The sequence below is a fragment of the Streptococcus suis genome (assembly GCF_019794555.1).
Lineage (GTDB): Bacteria > Bacillota > Bacilli > Lactobacillales > Streptococcaceae > Streptococcus > Streptococcus suis_AB.
The window spans coordinates 46,552-63,936 of the sequence record NZ_JAIMEP010000009.1 but is presented as its reverse complement, the minus strand read 5'-3'; the positions used below and the strand labels follow the sequence as shown (position 1 = coordinate 63,936).

Here is a 17,385-nt window from a genome sequence, read left to right as displayed (position 1 = left end):
AACAGAATGAACTCAACATTCATCCTGTTTTTAGGTCCTATTAAATTGCCTGTGTCATAAAGCTACGGCTTTCTAGAACTTTAACCATGGCTTCAGCAGTATCAAGAGCTGTAAAGAGAGGAATTCCTCCTTCGATAGCAGAACTACGAATCACTTGTCCAGCACCATCTGCTACACGTTTTTTACCAACTGTGTTAATAATAGCTTGGACTTTCCCAGCTCGAACGAGACTAGGAATATCTTGATTTTCAGGATCTCCTAGTTTTCCAATGAGCGTAACAGGTAAGCCATTTTCAATCAGATAGTCTGAAGTACCAACTGTCGCAAATAGACCATAACCCAATTCGTAGAACCGTTTTGCAAGAGCAAGGGCCTCTTCCTTATCTTCATCTGCAATAGTGAAGACGATGTTCCCAAATTCTTCTAAATGCTGGTAACTTGCTTCAAAAGCTTTATAAAGGGCTTTTTCGAGTGTGACGTCTGAACCCATAATTTCACCAGTTGACTTCATTTCTGGGCCTAAAAGACTATCTACTTTAGCTAATTTTGAGAATGAGAAGACAGGAGCTTTGACATGGACTTGTTGACTTTCAGGATAGAGTCCATCTTCATAACCAAGTTCTGAAAGGCCTTGCCCCAAAATTAATTTCGTTGCCACTTGCGCCATCGGAATATCTGTTACTTTTGACAAGAATGGAACCGTACGACTGGCACGTGGATTTACCTCAATGACATAAACTATTTCGTCTTTGATGACAAACTGAATATTCATCATACCAATACAGTTCAAACCGATAGCTAGACGTTTAGTATAATCCGCAATTGTTTCTTGCACCTTTTTCGATAAAGTCTGCGGTGGATAAACTGCCATTGAGTCCCCTGAGTGAACCCCAGCACGTTCAATGTGCTCCATGATACCAGGAATTAAAACATCAGTACCATCTGATATAGCATCCACTTCACATTCACGACCTACAATATATGAGTCAACCAAGACAGGGTGTTCTGGCGATGCCTTAACTGCTGTTCGCATGTAGGAACGTAGATCATTTTCATTTTCAACAATTTCCATAGCGCGACCACCCAAAACATAAGATGGCCGTACAAGCACAGGGAATCCAATCTTGCGAGCTGCTTCTAACGCTTCCTCTTCATTTGTCGCAGTTTGCCCAGGTGGTTGTGGAATACCCAAATCTTTCAAGGCTTTTTCAAACAAATCACGATCTTCTGCTCGATCCAAATCAGCCACTTGCGTACCTAAGATTGGAATACCAGCTTTTTCCAATGGTTCCGCCAAGTTGATCGCAGTCTGTCCACCGAATTGAACGATAACACCCTTTGGTTGTTCCAAGTCAATCACGTTGAGGACATCTTCAAGAGTCAGAGGCTCAAAGTATAACTTATCAGAAACAGAGAAGTCTGTCGAAACTGTTTCCGGGTTTGAATTCATAATAATCGCTTCATAGCCTGCGGCCTGAATGGCTTTTACCGAATGGACTGTCGCGTAGTCAAACTCAACACCCTGCCCAATCCGAATCGGACCTGATCCTAACACAAGGACAGATTCTTTCTCAGACCGAATGGATTCATTTTCCCACTCATAAGTCGAATAGAAATAAGGTGTTGAACTTTCAAATTCAGCTGCACAGGTGTCTACCATCTTATAAACAGGAATAATCTTATGATCAGTACGCAACTGACGAATATAGGACTCTGTTCTACCCCAAAGTTCTGCAATTTTACGATCTGCAAAGCCATATTTTTTAGCTTTTTTCAACAAATCAATATTATCATGATTAATGGCTAATTCCTGCTCGATTTCTAATATATGAAGTAGTTTATCAAGGAAGAAGATATCAATTTTTGTTAATTGAGCAAGCTCTTCAACAGTGTATCCTCGTCTTAGACCTTCTGAAAGATAGAAAAGACGGTCATCTTGAGCCTTAACAATTTTTTCTACTAAAGCATCATCAGACAAGTGACTTAGCTCAGGCATTTCATTGTGGTAAACACCAATTTCCAAGGAACGACAAGCCTTCAGAAGACTTTCTTCAATATTACGACCTATCGCCATCACTTCCCCAGTTGCTTTCATCTGTGTACCAAGACGACGTTCCCCTTTTTCAAATTTATCAAATGGGAAGCGAGGAATTTTAGCAACAACGTAGTCGAGTGCTGGTTCAAACATAGCGTAAGTTGTTCCTGTTACAGGGTTAACCATCTCGTCCAAGGTCAAACCGACAGCAATTTTAGCAGCTAGTTTGGCAATTGGATAGCCTGTTGCTTTTGAAGCTAAGGCTGATGAACGAGAAACACGTGGATTCACCTCAATGACGTAGTATTTGAAACTATGTGGATCTAAAGCCAACTGAACATTACAACCACCTTCGATTTTCAAGGCACGAATGATTGTCAGACTGGCATCACGTAGCATTTGATTTTCAATATCTGAAAGCGTCTGAGTTGGCGCAAATACAATCGAGTCACCTGTATGAATTCCAACAGGGTCAAAGTTTTCCATGTTACATACAACAAGAGCATTATCCGCAGCATCACGCATGACCTCGTATTCTATTTCTTTGAATCCAGCAATAGAACGTTCAATCAAACATTGAGTAACAGGTGAAAGTTTCAATCCATTTTCAGCGATTTCTTTCAACTCAGACTCATTGCTACACATACCGCCACCAGTACCTCCTAAGGTAAAGGCTGGACGAACAATGACTGGATATCCGATAGTCTTAGCAAAAGCTAAAGCTTCTTCAACTGTTGTTACTATCTCAGATTCTGGAATAGGCTGCTTCAGGTCCTCCATCAACTGTTTGAATAAATCACGATCTTCAGCCTGATCAATTGCTGACAGCTTAGTTCCCAATAACTCAACACCAAGTTCATCTAAAATACCAGCTTTAGACAGTTCCATAGCCATATTTAGACCAGTTTGACCACCAAGTGTTGGTAAGAGAGCATCTGGACGCTCTTTCCGCAAAATACGTGTAACAAATTCAATCGTGATAGGTTCAATGTAAACCTTATCCGCGATTTCTTTATCTGTCATGATTGTCGCAGGATTTGAATTGACCAAGACAACGCTATAGCCTTCTTCTTTCAAAGCTAGACAAGCCTGTGTCCCAGCATAGTCAAACTCCGCAGCCTGACCAATCACAATGGGACCAGACCCAATCACCATAATTTTATTAATATCCGTACGTTTAGGCATAATTAATGATACAAAGCCCGTTAAGAGGACACAGCGAAAATAGGAAACTCGACGCTGATGCTCTGAGCATCAAGGCGACGTTTATCTTTTTCGCACAGTCCTTAGGGCGTGTTCGAATAGGATAATCAAATCTTACTCAAACCTGTATCTTCTCCTTTCTATTTGTCAACTCACAGGTTGACATTAAATAAGATAAGTCCGACGCTTAACAGTTCAGCTCGATAATAGATGAACTGTTAAGCTAGTGCAAGGGATAGCCTGACCTCCATAGAGGCAGGCGTAGGGAAATGAGTTGCTGGCAACCATCGACCTGTCCCTTGCCTTTCTATTTTCTATCTCTCCGGATAGAATTAAACAATAGTCCGACGCAGTAAGGGTTAGCTCGATATTAGTTAAACCTTACTGCTAGTGTCAGAGTTAGCAAAGATCCCATAGGACTTTGCGTAGGAGGACAAATGCGTTCGCATGAAGTCCGACTTGCTCTGACCGACGTGAGAAAATGGATTCGACATTAATCCATTTTCGAGCTAGTGCAAGGGATAGCCTGACCTCCATAGAGGCAGGCGTAGGGAAATGAGTTGCTGGCAACCATTGACCTGTCCCTTGCCTTTCTATTTTCTATCTCTCCGGATAGAATGAAATAATCAACCGATGTCTGAAATCTCTATTCAATCATAATTGAGGTTTTAAAACTAGTGTCTAAGCTAGCAACTGAACGAAAACGCAGCACTAGTTCTCAGAATTCGACTCAACTTTTCAGCTTAGTGGACAATTGCATACGCGCATGTAATCTCAAAGTCGCACTACATTTTGTTTGTCAATTGTGCTCTTGTTTAAATGAGTCCATCAAGTCCATGAATTCATCAAAAAGATAGCTAGCATCGTGAGGACCGGGTGCTGCATCTGGGTGAAATTGTACCGAGAATCCTGGAAGGTATTTATGACGCACACCCTCGACCGATTTATCGTTGATTTCTTCATGCGTAATCATGAGACAATCCGGCAGATCTTCACGCGAAACCGCAAAACCATGGTTTTGGCTTGTAAAGTCTACACGACCAGTTACAATTTCTCTAACAGCATGGTTGAAGCCACGGTGTCCAAACTTCATCTTATACGTCTTAGCACCATTTGCCTTGGCATACAATTGATGTCCCATACAAATTCCAAAAATAGGGATTTTCCCTTGGATACCACGAATCATCTCCAACGCTTCCGGTACATCATCTGGATTTCCAGGACCATTGGACAACATCACACCATCTGGAGAGAGTGCTAAGATTTCTTCTGCTGTCGTATCAAATGGAACTACAGTAACATTGCATTCACGCTTGGACAATTCACGTAAGATTGAATGCTTCAAACCAAAATCAACCAAGACCACGCTACGCCCAATTCCCGGAGCAGGATAAGCTGTTTTCGTTGATACTTGCTGAATATTATTGGTCGGTAATACTGTCGCACGCAACTGATCTGTCAAATGCTCAATGGAATCACCCACATTTGCAATTGTTGCCTTCATAGTCCCATGTTTACGAATAATTTTTGTTAAGGCACGCGTATCGATACCAGAAATCCCTGGAATATTTTTTGCTTTTAAAAATTCATCTAATGTTAGTTGGTTCCGCCAGTTGCTTGCCCGTCTAGCCCACTCACTAACAACTACTCCTTTACAAGTTGGATTAATGGACTCATAATCATCACGATTGACACCATAATTCCCTACCAAAGGATACGTAAATGTTAAAATTTGACCATTATATGATTGGTCTGTAATGGACTCTTGGTAACCTGTCATGCCCGTTGAAAAAACCAGTTCACCAGTCACATCTAATTCGGAACCAAAGGCTTCCCCTTCAAAAATAGTTCCATCTTCCAAAATTAATCGTCTTTTTGACATAATCAATGATACAAAGCCCGTTAAAAGGACAAAGCGAAAATAGGAAACGCGACGCTGATGCACCAAGCATCAAGACGACGTTTATCTTTTTCGCACAGTCCTTAGGGCGTGTTCGAATAGGAAACTCGAACCTGTATCTTCTCCTTTCTATTTTCTATCTCTCCGGATAGAATTAAATAATAGTCCGACGCTTAACAGTTCAGCTCGATAATAGATGAACTGTTAAGCTAGTGCAAGGGAAACTTTTATGCTTTGCCATTCACTATCGCTTCTAAGATAGCCATTCGGACAAATACACCATTTTGCATTTGTCGGACAATGCGTGATTTAGGTGCTTCAACCAAATGATCAGCAATTTCTACATCACGATTTACTGGTGCTGGATGCATTACAATTGTCTGTTCTTTAAGTCGTTTATATCTATCCTCAGTTAATCCATGCAAACGATGGTAATGTTCTTTTGAAAAACTTTCTGACCCATCATGTCGTTCGTGTTGAACACGGAGCAACATCAAGACATCTACTTCTTCAATAATCTCATCAATATTTACATGTTTACCATAAATATCAAATTCTTCCGCATACCATTCTTCAGGACCAGTAAAGTAAATATCAGCTCCCAATCGTTTGAGAATTTGCATATTTGATTTAGCAACCCTCGAATGAGTGATGTCCCCTGCAATAGCGATTTTTAACTGATCAAAGCGGCCAAATTCTTCATAAATTGTCATCAAATCAAGCAGAGATTGACTCGGATGCTGACCTGAACCATCTCCTCCATTGACAATTGAAGTCTGTATTGTCGGACTATCAATCAATTGTTTGTAGTAATCTACCTCTGAGTGTCGAATCACACAAATATCGACCCCTAATGCCGACATGGTTAGAATTGTATCATAAAGGGTTTCGCCTTTATTTACCGAACTCGTGCGGGCATCGAAATCTATCATTCCCATGTCTAATCTAAGTTCAGCCATTTCAAATGATTTGTGAGTGCGTGTTGAATCCTCAAAGAATAAATTTGAGGCATAATATTTACGATTTAAAGCAACAGGCTCACCTTTTTTGAAAGCTAATCCCCGTTGGATAAGTCCCAGCACTTCTTCATTCGAAAGTGTTTCCATTGTCACCAAATGTTTTAGAGATACTTTACCATCTACAATTGTCATGATACTTACCGCCTTTAATCTACTTGACTTATTCCGCTTCTACTAATAAAACAGCATCTTGTTGGTCAATTTCCGTCATATGAACAATGATTTCCTCTGTCCGACTTGTTGGAATATTTTTTCCAACATAATCTGCACGAATCGGTAATTCTCTATGACCGCGGTCAACCAATACAGCCAAACTAACGCGAGCGGGTCTTCCAAGTGACACAATATTATCAATTGCTGCACGAATGGTTCGTCCAGTATAGAGTACATCATCTACCAAGATGACATCCCGATCATTGACATCCGCAGTAAAATTCGTTGTATCTTCTTCAACTTTCACATCATCTCGGAAAGGCTTGGTATCTAATTCACCCAGAGGTACATCAATCCCCTCAATTTGCTTCAGCCTTTCTTGAATTCGCTTCGCTATAAAAACACCTCGTGTTTTAATGCCAGCAAGAACGATATTGTCTAAATTTTTGTTGCGTTCGATAATTTCATATGTGATGCGGGTAATCGCCCGCTTCATGGTCATATCATCAACGATTTCTTTTGTCTTCATAAGACCTCCAAAAAATATAGAAAAAGTCTCCTTTTCCAAGGAGACTTTGAAAATATCAGCTAATATGGTCTTTGAGTCCTACGATTATTATGGCAACGAATAAAAAACATTGTTTCCTATTTCCCAATGCTGAGAACCTTGCTCAATATCAAAAGTAAACTAAAAGACAATCAAGACCAGCCTAATGATCATCCGACTCCTTGTCTGCCTCTCTGGACAGGTATTAAAGGATTTATTAAGCAGAGTATAGCATAAAATACTGTCCTTGACAATTTTTTTGTTGAAAAAAATACTAACTTTCGGTTTTTAGTGGAAATCATTTTTAATCTGTTTATTAGGCACAACACGTAGACACTTGATTCCAGCTAATCCAAATCCGCAGATAAGATATGCTGCAAAAATAATTCCTACATAGGTCAATACATACGACCAGCCATATTTAGGCACATTTAAAAAGAAATAGGCAAATGGGCTATCCTTGGCATCCGGAATTGGAATCTTGAGGAAAAAGCCATTGATTAACCCAAAAATCATATACAGAACTGGTAATAACGTCCACCAAATCGGATCAAACCATTTATACTGGCGCTGCTGATCTACAAAGATGGTATCTAACAAAAAGTACAAAGGAACAACATAGTGGCAAAGTATATTTTCGACACGCCAAAAATCTTCGGCCAGTGGTGCCAACATAAAATGATAGACCACACAGGTAATCATTATTGACATTGTTACCGCAGCCTTTATTCGAAGGAACTGCTGTACCAGTAACAGCTAAAATAGCCAGCAGACACCGACTGTAAAACAAAATACTTTGATGTTTCATAATATCCTTTTAAAAACGCGAAAAGACTGGTCAACCAGTCCTTTCCAAATCTATACTAAATTTTCTTAACGAACTCAGATTTTAACTTCATCGCACCGAACCCATCGATTTTGCAATCAATGTTGTGGTCACCTTCGACAATACGAATCCCTTTTACACGTGTACCTTGCTTCAAGTCCTTAGGTGCACCCTTGACTTTCAAGTCTTTTATAAGTGTAACAGTATCCCCATCAGCCAAACGATTGCCATTTGCATCAATCGCCACCGGACCGTTTTCTTCTTCAGCCACATCAGCTGGGTTCCATTCATAGGCACATTCAGGGCAAACTAATAGTGCTCCATCCTCATAAACGTATTCAGAATTGCATTTTGGGCAATTTGGTAAAGTTTCCATTCATTCTCTCCTCAAATGTTATCTGTACTAGTCTATCATCTTTTTAAAAAATGAGCAAGTAGGCAAAACCATTCACCAAAGTGAAATTTTCACTATTTTTTCAGAGAATAGTCTGTTTTCGAACACCCTAGCCTTTAGCAATTCGACGGAGATATTCTAGTGTATCTTGAAAAATAGCTGGCGCTTCTGCTGTAAAATCAACTACTTCTCCAGTTCTCGGATGAGTGAATCCAAGAGTTCTGGCATGGAGAAATTGGCCATGTCCTTTTAACGTTTTTCGCGGACCATAAACTTCATCCCCAGCAACTGGATGACCAATATAAGCCATGTGAACCCGAATTTGGTGGGTTCTACCTGTTTCTAATGTCAATTCAACTAAGGTATAGTCACCAAATCGTTCCAATACTTGGAATCTCGTGACCGCTTCTTTCCCTTTTGCCGTCACAGCCTGTTTCTTACGATCCTTTTCAGAACGACCAATAGGAGCTTCAATGACTCCACGATCATTAGGAAGGTTTCCATGTACAATGGCCCAATACTTGCGAAGGGATTTTTTATCTTTCAATTCAGCTGCAAGTTTTGTATGGGCCTCATCATTTTTAGCAATCATTAATAAACCTGAGGTATCCTTATCAATTCGATGAACAATCCCAGGACGAAGGACACCGTTGATGCCAGACAAGTCTTTGACATGGTATAGAAGAGCATTAACTAAGGTCCCGGAAGTATGCCCAGCTGAGGGGTGCACAACCATTCCTTGAGGTTTGTTGACAACAGCGACATCTTCATCTTGATAAACAATATCTAAAGGAATATCTTCAGCGACATAATCAATTTCTTCAATTTCTGGTACTTGATAGGTAATGATATCCCCTTCTTGTACAGTATATTTTGCCTTCTTTACTTGACCATTGACCAATACCTGACCAGCCTTGATTTGGTCATTTGCCACCGAACGAGATAATTCTGTCAATTCTGACAATGCCTTATCCAGACGAACACCGCCTGTTTCAACCTTTATTTCCATCATACTCTTCTTTCAATATACATATAAATAACAATCCAACCCCAACCGACAAGCACATATCAGCGACATTAAAAATCGGAAAATTTATAAAATCCAGGTGAAACATATCAACAACATACCCCAAACGAACACGGTCAATAAAGTTACCCAAAGCTCCAGCCATCATCAAAGAAAGACTGAATAATGTCCATAGACTTCCTTTTATTTGTCGAATATAGTACCAAACTAGCCCAATCAATACAATAATGGTTACAATCGTAAAAAACCATTGTTGATTTTGCAAAATCGACCAAGCTGCACCATAATTGCGCAAATAGGCCAAACTCATGAAACCAGGTAAAAATTCCCTTACTGAATCTAACTCAATATTCGCAACTGTCCAAGCTTTCACATATTGATCAATAGCAATTAAAACCGCCGCAAGGAGCGGAAACCCAAATTTACGCATGTTCTTCCTTCTTTTTATCAAAATATGACTGCATAGTCTCCACAAAATCCTGTGCGCATTGACTCAATTCATCACTCGCACGTTTAACGTAGACCATGCGATTGTCAACTTTTCCTTTAAATGGTATTACTGTAATCCCATTCACACTCTCATCATCCAAGTAACCCGAACCAGTCGCATAAGCGTCTGTACGTTCTAAAATGCCATTTAAGGTAGCTCGATCTGTCACATCAAAAACTACTGATGAGTCAGAGGTGTCAATCAGATTTTCTGAATAATATAGATAGGCTTCCTTCTCTTGGGTAAATCGAACAGTTGGTAAACCAACCAAATCTGTTGGTTCAATCTCCTCTTTATTTGTCAAGGGATGGTCTTCCCGAAGGTAGATATGTGTTTGGAAATCAGATAAATCAATCGCTTGCAAATGAAGTTTATCTAACTTTTGCATAATACCTTTCGTATTTTTATCATTTAAATAGATAATACCTAATTCACTATATCCTTGGGCAACCTCATCTAAAATTTGTGCTGTGGTTGATTCAAAAATACGAAAATGAGGATATTGTGGATGTTGTCTCGAAAACTCGGTAATCAATGGAGGTAAAAAATCATAGTGTTGACTAGAAATAGAAAAAGTTTTCTCACCTTCTTCAGGTTGCAAATAAAGATGTTCAAACTGATCAAAACCTTTTACCAAATTTTGAGCTTTTTCATAAAAATCCATCCCTTTTTGCGTTAAAAAGGTGCCAGAACTGGTTCGACTAAAGATTTGAAAACCAAGCTCTGTTTCCAAATCTTTAATGGAAATGGATAAACTTGGCTGAGAAACATACATCTTTTCCGCTGCTTCTCGAAACGTTCCACTATTAGCAATAGCCACTACGTATCGTAATTGTTGAATATTCATCGTGAAATCCTCTTTTATACTACTTTTTCTATTATACCAGAAATATGCAGATTTTGGGAGACTTCAAATTACACCATAAAGCGTCACTTCTATACCAACCTAGAAAAGGGTGAAAGACCAAGGGTTAAAACACACATTTCAACAATCATCAGTCCAAAGTTGGATAGTATCTTTTTCTAATCATTAAAAAAATGGCAATCAAAAGATTGATTTTTCAAATGTTTGGAGAAAACACCTAGACTTCAAACGCATTACACCACACGGCTCCCAACGCATCCACTGCTCCCTACTCTTTAAAGCTGATTCCACCATCAAGAAAGTGCAGGAAACATTAGGTCACAAGAACATCCAAACCACCATAGACATCTATGCCATGTCACTCAAAAAGCAAAGAATGAAGTTGCTGATAAGTTCGCTTCCTACATTGGTTTTTAAAATTTGGGTATCACGGTGGGTATCAAAACAAAAAAACAGGCCTTCCGAAATCTCGGAAAGCCTATTGTTAAGCCATTTTCAGACTTATTTTGCGATTGGGTAAACAGATACTTGTTTCTTATCGCGACCTTTACGTTCGAAGCGTACAACGCCTTCTACTTTAGCGTAAAGAGTGTCATCTCCACCACGACCTACGTTAGCTCCTGGGTAGATTTTTGTACCACGTTGACGGTAAAGAATTGAACCACCTGATACAGTTTGGCCGTCAGCAGCTTTCGCACCAAGGCGTTTCGCTTGTGAGTCACGACCGTTTGACGTTGAACCTCCACCTTTTTTGTGGGCCATAAATTGCAAGTTAGCAAGATTCAAGTTTAACATATGTTATTCCTCCGAATTTCTGTAATGATTGCTTCAAGCTACGCCTTAAGCGTTGATAGCGTTGATAACAACTTTTGTGTAAGGTTGACGGTGACCTTGTTTGCGGTGGCTACCTTTTTTAGGTTTGTACTTGAAGGTAACAACTTTTTTCTGTTTACCTTGTTTTTCAACAGTACCAACAACAGTAGCGCCTGCTACAAGTGGAGTACCCACAACAGTTTTCTCACCACCAACAAGAACTACTTCTTCGAAAGTAACTTCTTGACCTGCTTCAACGTTCAATTTTTCAACGTAGATAGCTTGACCGACTTCAACTTTAACTTGTTTGCCGCCAGTTTTAATGATTGCGTATGTGCTCATTATGCACCTCCTATGATTTTTGGGTCTTGCCCGAATTTTTTGTGAAGACTCGCCTAGTACCGTGGGACGAACCACTTATTTTTGAAAAAACGGTAATCGAGCGGTTGCACAGGTGTGCATAGTCAACAGTCCTATTATAACAAAAACACTTGCAAATGCAAGTGTTTTGTATGATTTTTTTACATTTCAAAGCTTTCGCTGGTCTGTTTGTTCGGCAAGAAGAGCGAGAGCAGGATGCCAACCACTGCTGGCGTTATCCATGATAAGGATTGTTCGGCAAATGGCAGAGCTCCAATTAGGTTTGAAATTCCTAACCAGCCAAATTGTCCAGCCAAGACTTCTACCAGGGCCAAGACTGTCACCACACCAACTGTCAGTTGCATACCAGGTTTTGACAGAGGAACAAATTTATTGACAATAGTAATTAAAACAATACAGATGGTAATTGGATACAGAATCAAAAGAACTGGAATAGAGAAGGCAATAATCTTACTCAAACCAAGATTGGCAATACCAAAACCAATCAAGGTAAAGACAGTCGCATATACTTTGTAGCTAAAACGTGGAAAACGCTCAGCGAAAAATTCACCAGAAGACACAATCAAACCAGCTGTTGTAGTGAAGCAGGTTACGATAACCATAGCAGCCAAGAAAATCTGCGCACTTGGTCCAAAGATGGCTTGGGTTGCTTGAGATAAAACGTAAACGCCTTTGTGGATTTCCTTAGATGCCAATACATCAGACGGAACAGGGAAATGATTTCCTAGGAAAGCCAAACCAACATACAGAGCTGAGAAGGCTAAAGCAACGACTAAACCAACTGACCAAATTGTAGAAACATATTCCTTTTTGCTTGAAAAACCAAGTTGTTTCAAGGTATTAACAGCTACCACACTAAAGGCGATAGAGGCAAGTGCATCCAAAGTGTTATATCCTTCAATAAATCCTGTACCAAAAGCCTGTCCAGCTGAGTAAGCTTCTGCAGCTGGCAGAGGACTGGTCGAACCATACTTGATAGCTCCTAGAACAACCAAAATAACAATCAAAATAGCGAATACTGGAGTTAAAATTCGTCCAATACTATTCAAAATCTGAGAAGGATTAAGGGCAATCAGGTAGGCTGCCACAAAGTAGAGAGCTGTAAAACCAAATAGCCAAATTCCAAGGTTTGCTTCACCCAACAATGGAGCAATTCCAACCTCAAATGACGTTGTAGCTGTACGTGGAATTGCAAAAAATGGTCCAATTGCCAAGTACAAGGCAACAAGATAAACAGTAGCAAACAAGGGTGAAATCTTACGTGAGATCTCATGCACGTACCCTTTAGGGTTGAGTGTTCCTACAATCAAAGCAATCACGGCAATACCGACACCAGATACAACAAATCCTAAAATGGCTGGCCAGAAATATTCACCAGACAAAATACCGAGCGCTGGAGGAAATATCAAATTTCCTGCACCAAAAAACATACCAAACAGTAGTAAACCTGTTAAGGCTCCTTTTTTCATAAAAACTCCTTCATATCTTTTTCGAAAGTCCATTATACCACAAAAATTCGATTTTTCCGAACGATTCGAACTAAAAAATCCAGCAATAACTGGATTTACATGTATGTCGAAATAATTGTATGCTACAGTAAGTCTTCAATCAAACTATCCACTTCGTCTTTCACTTCCTCTTTCGGTGTGATTTCAGTTACGATAATCCCAGCCACAGCTCGTTCTACCAATCCTTCTACATCCATACGAGCTTCGTACTGCTCGACATGTTTGATTTTCGGGTTGGTTTTTGGACGGTCAGGGGCAAAGATGGTACAGCAATCCTCAAATGGCTGGATTGAAATTTCAAAGGTATCAATTTCTTGAGCAATATCAATGATTTCCAGCTTGTCCATGGTAACGACTGGACGGATAACAGGTGTATTGGTCACCGCATTGATAGCCTGCATCGATTCCAAGGTTTGACTTGCCACCTGTCCTAGACTTTCACCATTGATAATAACCATGGCACCACGTTCTTCACGAACTCGGTCTGTAATCCGCATCATGAAGCGACGTGTCAAGGTCATCAAATAAGCTTCAGGTGCTTTTTCCTTGATTTCTTCCTGAATTTCTGTAAAAGGCACTTCGATAAAGGTGATATTACCACCAAAGGCAGTCAATTTACGAGTCAAATCATGGGCTTTCTTAAGTGCACCTGGACTCGTATAAGGCGGACTAGCAAAGTGGAGGGCTTCGATTTCAACCCCACGTTTGAGAGCCAAATAGCCCGCAACAGGCGAATCAATACCACCTGATAACATAAGCGTTCCTTTTCCAGATGTTCCAACTGGCAGACCACCTGCCCCCTTGATTTCTTCATGGGAAATATAAGCAGCGTCCGGACGAATCTCCACTCGCAGAGTAATATCTGGTGACTTCATTTGTACCTGTACATTTGGAATAGCTGTAAAAACTGCATCTCCAAGGACTTGGTTAAGGTCACGGCTGTCCAATTCAAAATTGTGGTCACTACGACGCGCAGCAATCTTGAAGGTCATCCCTTCCTTGTAAATGGTCTGCATTATTTCCACAACCGCTTCTTTCAAAGCTGGAACAGACTTTTCAATCTTATAAGACGGTGCGAAATTTTGGATCCCAAAAATCTTCTTCAAAGAAGCTGAAACGTCCTGATAATCCGCCCCATTCAAATAGACATGACCACGGTCACGGTCAAAATAAACGGTCACTTCTGGGTAAACAGAAAGGACATGCTTGATATTATTGCGGAGTTTGTTGACAAACCGCATCTTGTTTTTCCCTTTAGTTGACAATTCGCCATAGCGAATCATAATTTCTGAATAGTTCATTCTACCTTACTTTCTGTGTATTGTGATAAATTTGTTTAAAAATTGTGAGGAATTGTTCGATTTGCCCCATATCGTTGTCATCATCCAAGCTGACACGGACTGCAGTTTGTGCCAACTTCTGAGGAACGCCCATGGCAATTAGTGTACCCGCAGGTTTCCCTGCCTTAGACGAGCAGGCTGAGGTTGTCGAAATGTAAATCTGATGGTCCTCAAAAGCATGAACAATGACCTCACCACGAATATTCTTAATTCCAAAGGTCAAAATACTAGGTACAAAGTTTTCCATTCCAGAAAAGACCGTCACATCTTGATACTTGCTCAATTCATCCACCAGAATCTGCTTCATAGCTGCCAGTTGCTTCTGGCTATCTGCTGCCTTGTCCAGGGTCAAGCGGAGCGCCTTAGCTGTCGCTGCGATACCTGCCACATTTTCAGTTGTTGAGCGTTTGTCGCTTTCCTGTCCTCCTCCTGTCAATAGCGGAGCGATTTTCTTGCCAGCTTTAATATAGACGAAACCTACTCCTCTGACAGAGTGGAATTTGTGACCTGAAAAACTAGCAAAATCAACTCGGTCTGTCAAATACCGTTCCGTCGGCACCTTGCCGATAGCCTGCACAGCATCCACATGGAAGGAAATGGTTGGCTTATCAGCTAGGAGTTGTGAAATTTCCTGAATGGGCTGAATGGCACCAATTTCATTGTTGACGGCCATGATAGAAACCAATGTAGTTTCTGGACGAATCAAGCTTTCTAAGGCAGAAACATCAACAAAACCTTGGGCATTGACCGGAGCCAAATCCACCTCAAAACCTTGTGTTTTGAGCCAAAGTGCTGACTCTTTTACCGCTGGATGCTCGATAGCTGAAACGATGATGTGCTTACCCAGATGTGCCTTCTCAAATGCGACACCTTTAATGACCCAGTTATCACCTTCTGTACCGCCTGAAGTAAAAAAGATTTCCTTGCTTTCTTTCCCCAATAGCTCTGCTATTTGCTTACGGGATGCTTCTAGGATTCGTGTCGCCTGAGTGCCAAGATTGTGCAGGCTGGAGGGATTTCCCCAAATTTTCGTAGCAACTTCCGTGTACGTTTTAATAACTTCTGGATGAGTCTGTGTTGTGGCTGCGTTATCGAAATAGATCATTATTTTCATTCCTTTGTTTGCAATAGTCCTATTTTATCACGTTTCACATCTTGTTTCCACTCTTTAAGTTAGATTTAAACTTCATTTCGTACACTAGGTTCGGAGGTATAACATGAATACACGTACAAAAAAAGAAAAAACAACAAAAGTCGCTGGTCTTTCCCATTTCCAAAAGGTTCTGACCTTTATTGGATCCATTCTAGGGATTATTACTGCATGTATTACAATTTACACTTTTAGCTCCAAATCATCTGCTCAATCAGTGTCAAATACAAGCAGCTCAACTGTACAAGTGCCTTCTAGTACTGTTACACAAAGTTCTAGTCAAGAAGGAACGACCAGTAGTTCTTCAACTGACTCCTCTACATCAACAGCAGATGAGACGACTCAAACAGCTACAAGTAGCTCAACAGCAACATCAGAAGTCTCCTCTGCTTCTACTGATTCCTCCTCAACAGGAACAAGCACTGAAACAAGTTCAACTACAACTTCCAGTGAAGAAGTGACTAGCGGAGCTTCTGAAAATACTTCTGGCCAATAAAAACACATAAATACTTGTCTCCCTATTTACTATTTGATATACTAATTTTGGGAGGTGATGGAATGAAATACTTCATCCTAAAAGTGCCAACTTTCTTATGGTTACTCACTTTAACAATTTTAGGTAATTTTTTCCTATATTCACTTTTTCCAAATCCGTTTGTGTCCTATTTTCTCATTGTCTTAGGAAACCTAACTGTTTATAGTATATATATTTCAAATAAGATTTATGATGAAAATGGGCAATATACTCCTTTACAGACTCTTTGGTGGTGGGTTTTGGGTTTTGTAGTCATATCCATTGTGATGAAATTTTTCTTTCAAACCACTTTAACACAATTATTTGTAATTATAATATTCATCATACTCGGCGGATTTGGTTACCGTCTTATTGAACACTTTGCAATGTACAGATATCATTACTTGGAAAAGGAACGTCAAAATCGCCTTTAATTCATCTCCTCAAAAAAATCAAAAACAGATTGGGTATCACAAGGAAAACTCAATCTGTTTTTTATACACTTCGAAAATCAAAATCAGACCTTGTTGACTTGATGATTGTCAAGCTCCAGTGGAGCTTGACAGCCTGTTCCCTTGAAATATAAAAGGAACAGAGTTCTATTTGCATCAGAGCGAAACGAACTACGTTCGCCTTTTTCCAACCTCCAAAGGTTCCCCGAACCTTTGGAACAAGTCGGATTTTGAATTTCATTGAGTATTAGTATTCTACATTCAAGTTCAAAAACGTTTTCAAACCAGTTCCTAACCCTCACCTAAAATTCCGGTCCCATTCCCCAGTTTGGTCCTTCTTGGTGTAAAAGAATTCAGATAAGGTTGGGTCATCCATGACTTTTACGATTTCAAGCAAATCATAGGCTAAATCCAATTGACTCAGTTCGGATTTCTTAACCCATCGAACTTCTCCCTCTTCAGTTGAGTGGATAGTTCCTGAAAACTCCGTAGCCTTATAAAGAAAGACAATATAGCGATGTCCTTCTTTGTCAGGCCAGTGCTTGGTACCCACCAAGCGGGGATTTGAAATCGTCAAGCCAGTCTCTTCAAAAACCTCACGTATAACAGAGTCAGAGAAATTCTCACCTTCTTCAATATGTCCACCTGGAAATGCTGCGCCAGACCAACGATACCGTTTAGGATCTCGAATCTGAACTACTACATTTCCATCCTTATCCTCTATCATACACATATTCGTAAGTGTAACCAATTGTTTACGTGACATAT

General features: G+C 40.1%; 17 protein-coding genes, 1 pseudogene and 1 other annotated feature. Of the genes and pseudogenes, 3 read left to right on the top strand and 15 right to left on the bottom strand.

Annotated elements, in window-relative coordinates; genetic code table 11:
* Positions 1–40: 40 nt before the first annotated feature.
* The 9 genes and pseudogenes from carB to K6V48_RS05630 all read right to left on the bottom strand — a co-directional run bounded on the left by carB (position 41) and on the right by K6V48_RS05630 (position 10,441).
* Complete coding sequence (carB, locus tag K6V48_RS05670; protein ID WP_222368449.1) at positions 41–3,220, bottom strand: carbamoyl-phosphate synthase large subunit; 3,180 nt, start codon at positions 3,218–3,220, stop codon at positions 41–43.
* Positions 3,221–4,037: 817 nt separating this feature from the next.
* Complete coding sequence (locus K6V48_RS05665) at positions 4,038–5,120, bottom strand: carbamoyl phosphate synthase small subunit (protein ID WP_024392243.1); 1,083 nt, start codon at positions 5,118–5,120, stop codon at positions 4,038–4,040.
* 245 nt (positions 5,121–5,365) lie between these two features.
* Positions 5,366–6,289 (bottom strand): aspartate carbamoyltransferase catalytic subunit, encoded by a 924-nt coding sequence (locus K6V48_RS05660; RefSeq protein ID WP_172071155.1) that lies wholly within the window; start codon positions 6,287–6,289, stop codon positions 5,366–5,368.
* A gap of 28 nt (positions 6,290–6,317) precedes the next feature.
* Positions 6,318–6,839: a bifunctional pyr operon transcriptional regulator/uracil phosphoribosyltransferase PyrR gene (pyrR, locus tag K6V48_RS05655; protein WP_024392245.1), complete on the bottom strand. Its 522-nt coding sequence runs from the start codon at positions 6,837–6,839 to the stop codon at positions 6,318–6,320.
* A 306-nt stretch (positions 6,840–7,145) separates the two neighbouring features.
* Positions 7,146–7,665, bottom strand: a pseudogene (locus K6V48_RS05650) (Pr6Pr family membrane protein).
* A 55-nt stretch (positions 7,666–7,720) separates the two neighbouring features.
* Positions 7,721–8,059, bottom strand: a complete 339-nt coding sequence (locus K6V48_RS05645) for a zinc ribbon domain-containing protein YjdM (protein WP_024392247.1) — start codon at positions 8,057–8,059, stop codon at positions 7,721–7,723.
* A gap of 127 nt (positions 8,060–8,186) precedes the next feature.
* Positions 8,187–9,086, bottom strand: a complete 900-nt coding sequence (locus tag K6V48_RS05640) for an RluA family pseudouridine synthase (protein ID WP_222368447.1) — start codon at positions 9,084–9,086, stop codon at positions 8,187–8,189.
* The gene (lspA, locus tag K6V48_RS05635; RefSeq protein ID WP_222368446.1) at positions 9,070–9,534 is read right to left on the bottom strand and encodes a signal peptidase II; all 465 of its coding nucleotides are present in this window, start codon (positions 9,532–9,534) and stop codon (positions 9,070–9,072) included. The genes K6V48_RS05640 and lspA overlap by 17 nt, the downstream gene beginning before the upstream one ends.
* Positions 9,527–10,441 carry a LysR family transcriptional regulator gene (locus tag K6V48_RS05630; RefSeq protein ID WP_024392250.1) on the bottom strand — a complete coding sequence of 305 codons (915 nt, stop codon included), beginning with the start codon at positions 10,439–10,441 and terminating at the stop codon, positions 9,527–9,529. The genes lspA and K6V48_RS05630 overlap by 8 nt, the downstream gene beginning before the upstream one ends.
* A gap of 205 nt (positions 10,442–10,646) precedes the next feature.
* On the opposite strand from K6V48_RS05630, the gene K6V48_RS11825 reads away from it, so the two are divergent.
* On the top strand, positions 10,647–10,979 hold the full coding sequence (locus tag K6V48_RS11825) for a tyrosine-type recombinase/integrase (RefSeq protein ID WP_315863154.1): 333 nt from the start codon (positions 10,647–10,649) through the stop codon (positions 10,977–10,979).
* Here the strand turns inward: K6V48_RS11825 and rpmA are convergent.
* From rpmA to K6V48_RS05600, 5 genes are all read right to left on the bottom strand, one after another.
* Positions 10,961–11,254 (bottom strand): 50S ribosomal protein L27, encoded by a 294-nt coding sequence (rpmA, locus tag K6V48_RS05620; RefSeq protein WP_009909754.1) that lies wholly within the window; start codon positions 11,252–11,254, stop codon positions 10,961–10,963. The two genes, K6V48_RS11825 and rpmA, sit on opposite strands and share 19 nt — an antisense overlap.
* A gap of 45 nt (positions 11,255–11,299) precedes the next feature.
* Positions 11,300–11,614 carry a 50S ribosomal protein L21 gene (gene rplU, locus K6V48_RS05615; protein WP_002941330.1) on the bottom strand — a complete coding sequence of 105 codons (315 nt, stop codon included), beginning with the start codon at positions 11,612–11,614 and terminating at the stop codon, positions 11,300–11,302.
* Between the two features lie 35 nt (positions 11,615–11,649).
* Positions 11,650–11,730 (bottom strand) — a sequence feature (ribosomal protein L21 leader region).
* Positions 11,731–11,793: 63 nt separating this feature from the next.
* Entirely contained in the window at positions 11,794–13,122 is a 1,329-nt protein-coding gene (gene brnQ, locus K6V48_RS05610; protein WP_222368445.1) for a branched-chain amino acid transport system II carrier protein, read from the bottom strand.
* A gap of 122 nt (positions 13,123–13,244) precedes the next feature.
* Positions 13,245–14,462 carry a tRNA uracil 4-sulfurtransferase ThiI gene (gene thiI / locus K6V48_RS05605; RefSeq protein ID WP_222368444.1) on the bottom strand — a complete coding sequence of 406 codons (1,218 nt, stop codon included), beginning with the start codon at positions 14,460–14,462 and terminating at the stop codon, positions 13,245–13,247.
* A 1-nt stretch (position 14,463) separates the two neighbouring features.
* A complete protein-coding gene (locus K6V48_RS05600) occupies positions 14,464–15,606 on the bottom strand; it encodes a cysteine desulfurase family protein (RefSeq protein WP_222368443.1) in 1,143 nt (380 codons plus the stop codon).
* A gap of 112 nt (positions 15,607–15,718) precedes the next feature.
* On the opposite strand from K6V48_RS05600, the gene K6V48_RS05595 reads away from it, so the two are divergent.
* Positions 15,719–16,147: a DUF6556 family protein gene (locus K6V48_RS05595; RefSeq protein WP_222368442.1), complete on the top strand. Its 429-nt coding sequence runs from the start codon at positions 15,719–15,721 to the stop codon at positions 16,145–16,147.
* A 62-nt stretch (positions 16,148–16,209) separates the two neighbouring features.
* Positions 16,210–16,599, top strand: coding sequence for a hypothetical protein (locus K6V48_RS05590; protein WP_222368441.1), 390 nt, complete (start codon positions 16,210–16,212; stop codon positions 16,597–16,599).
* A 316-nt stretch (positions 16,600–16,915) separates the two neighbouring features.
* Here the strand turns inward: K6V48_RS05590 and K6V48_RS05585 are convergent, their stop codons facing one another.
* A complete protein-coding gene (locus tag K6V48_RS05585) occupies positions 16,916–17,383 on the bottom strand; it encodes an 8-oxo-dGTP diphosphatase (RefSeq protein WP_024404822.1) in 468 nt (155 codons plus the stop codon).
* Positions 17,384–17,385 lie beyond the last annotated feature (2 nt).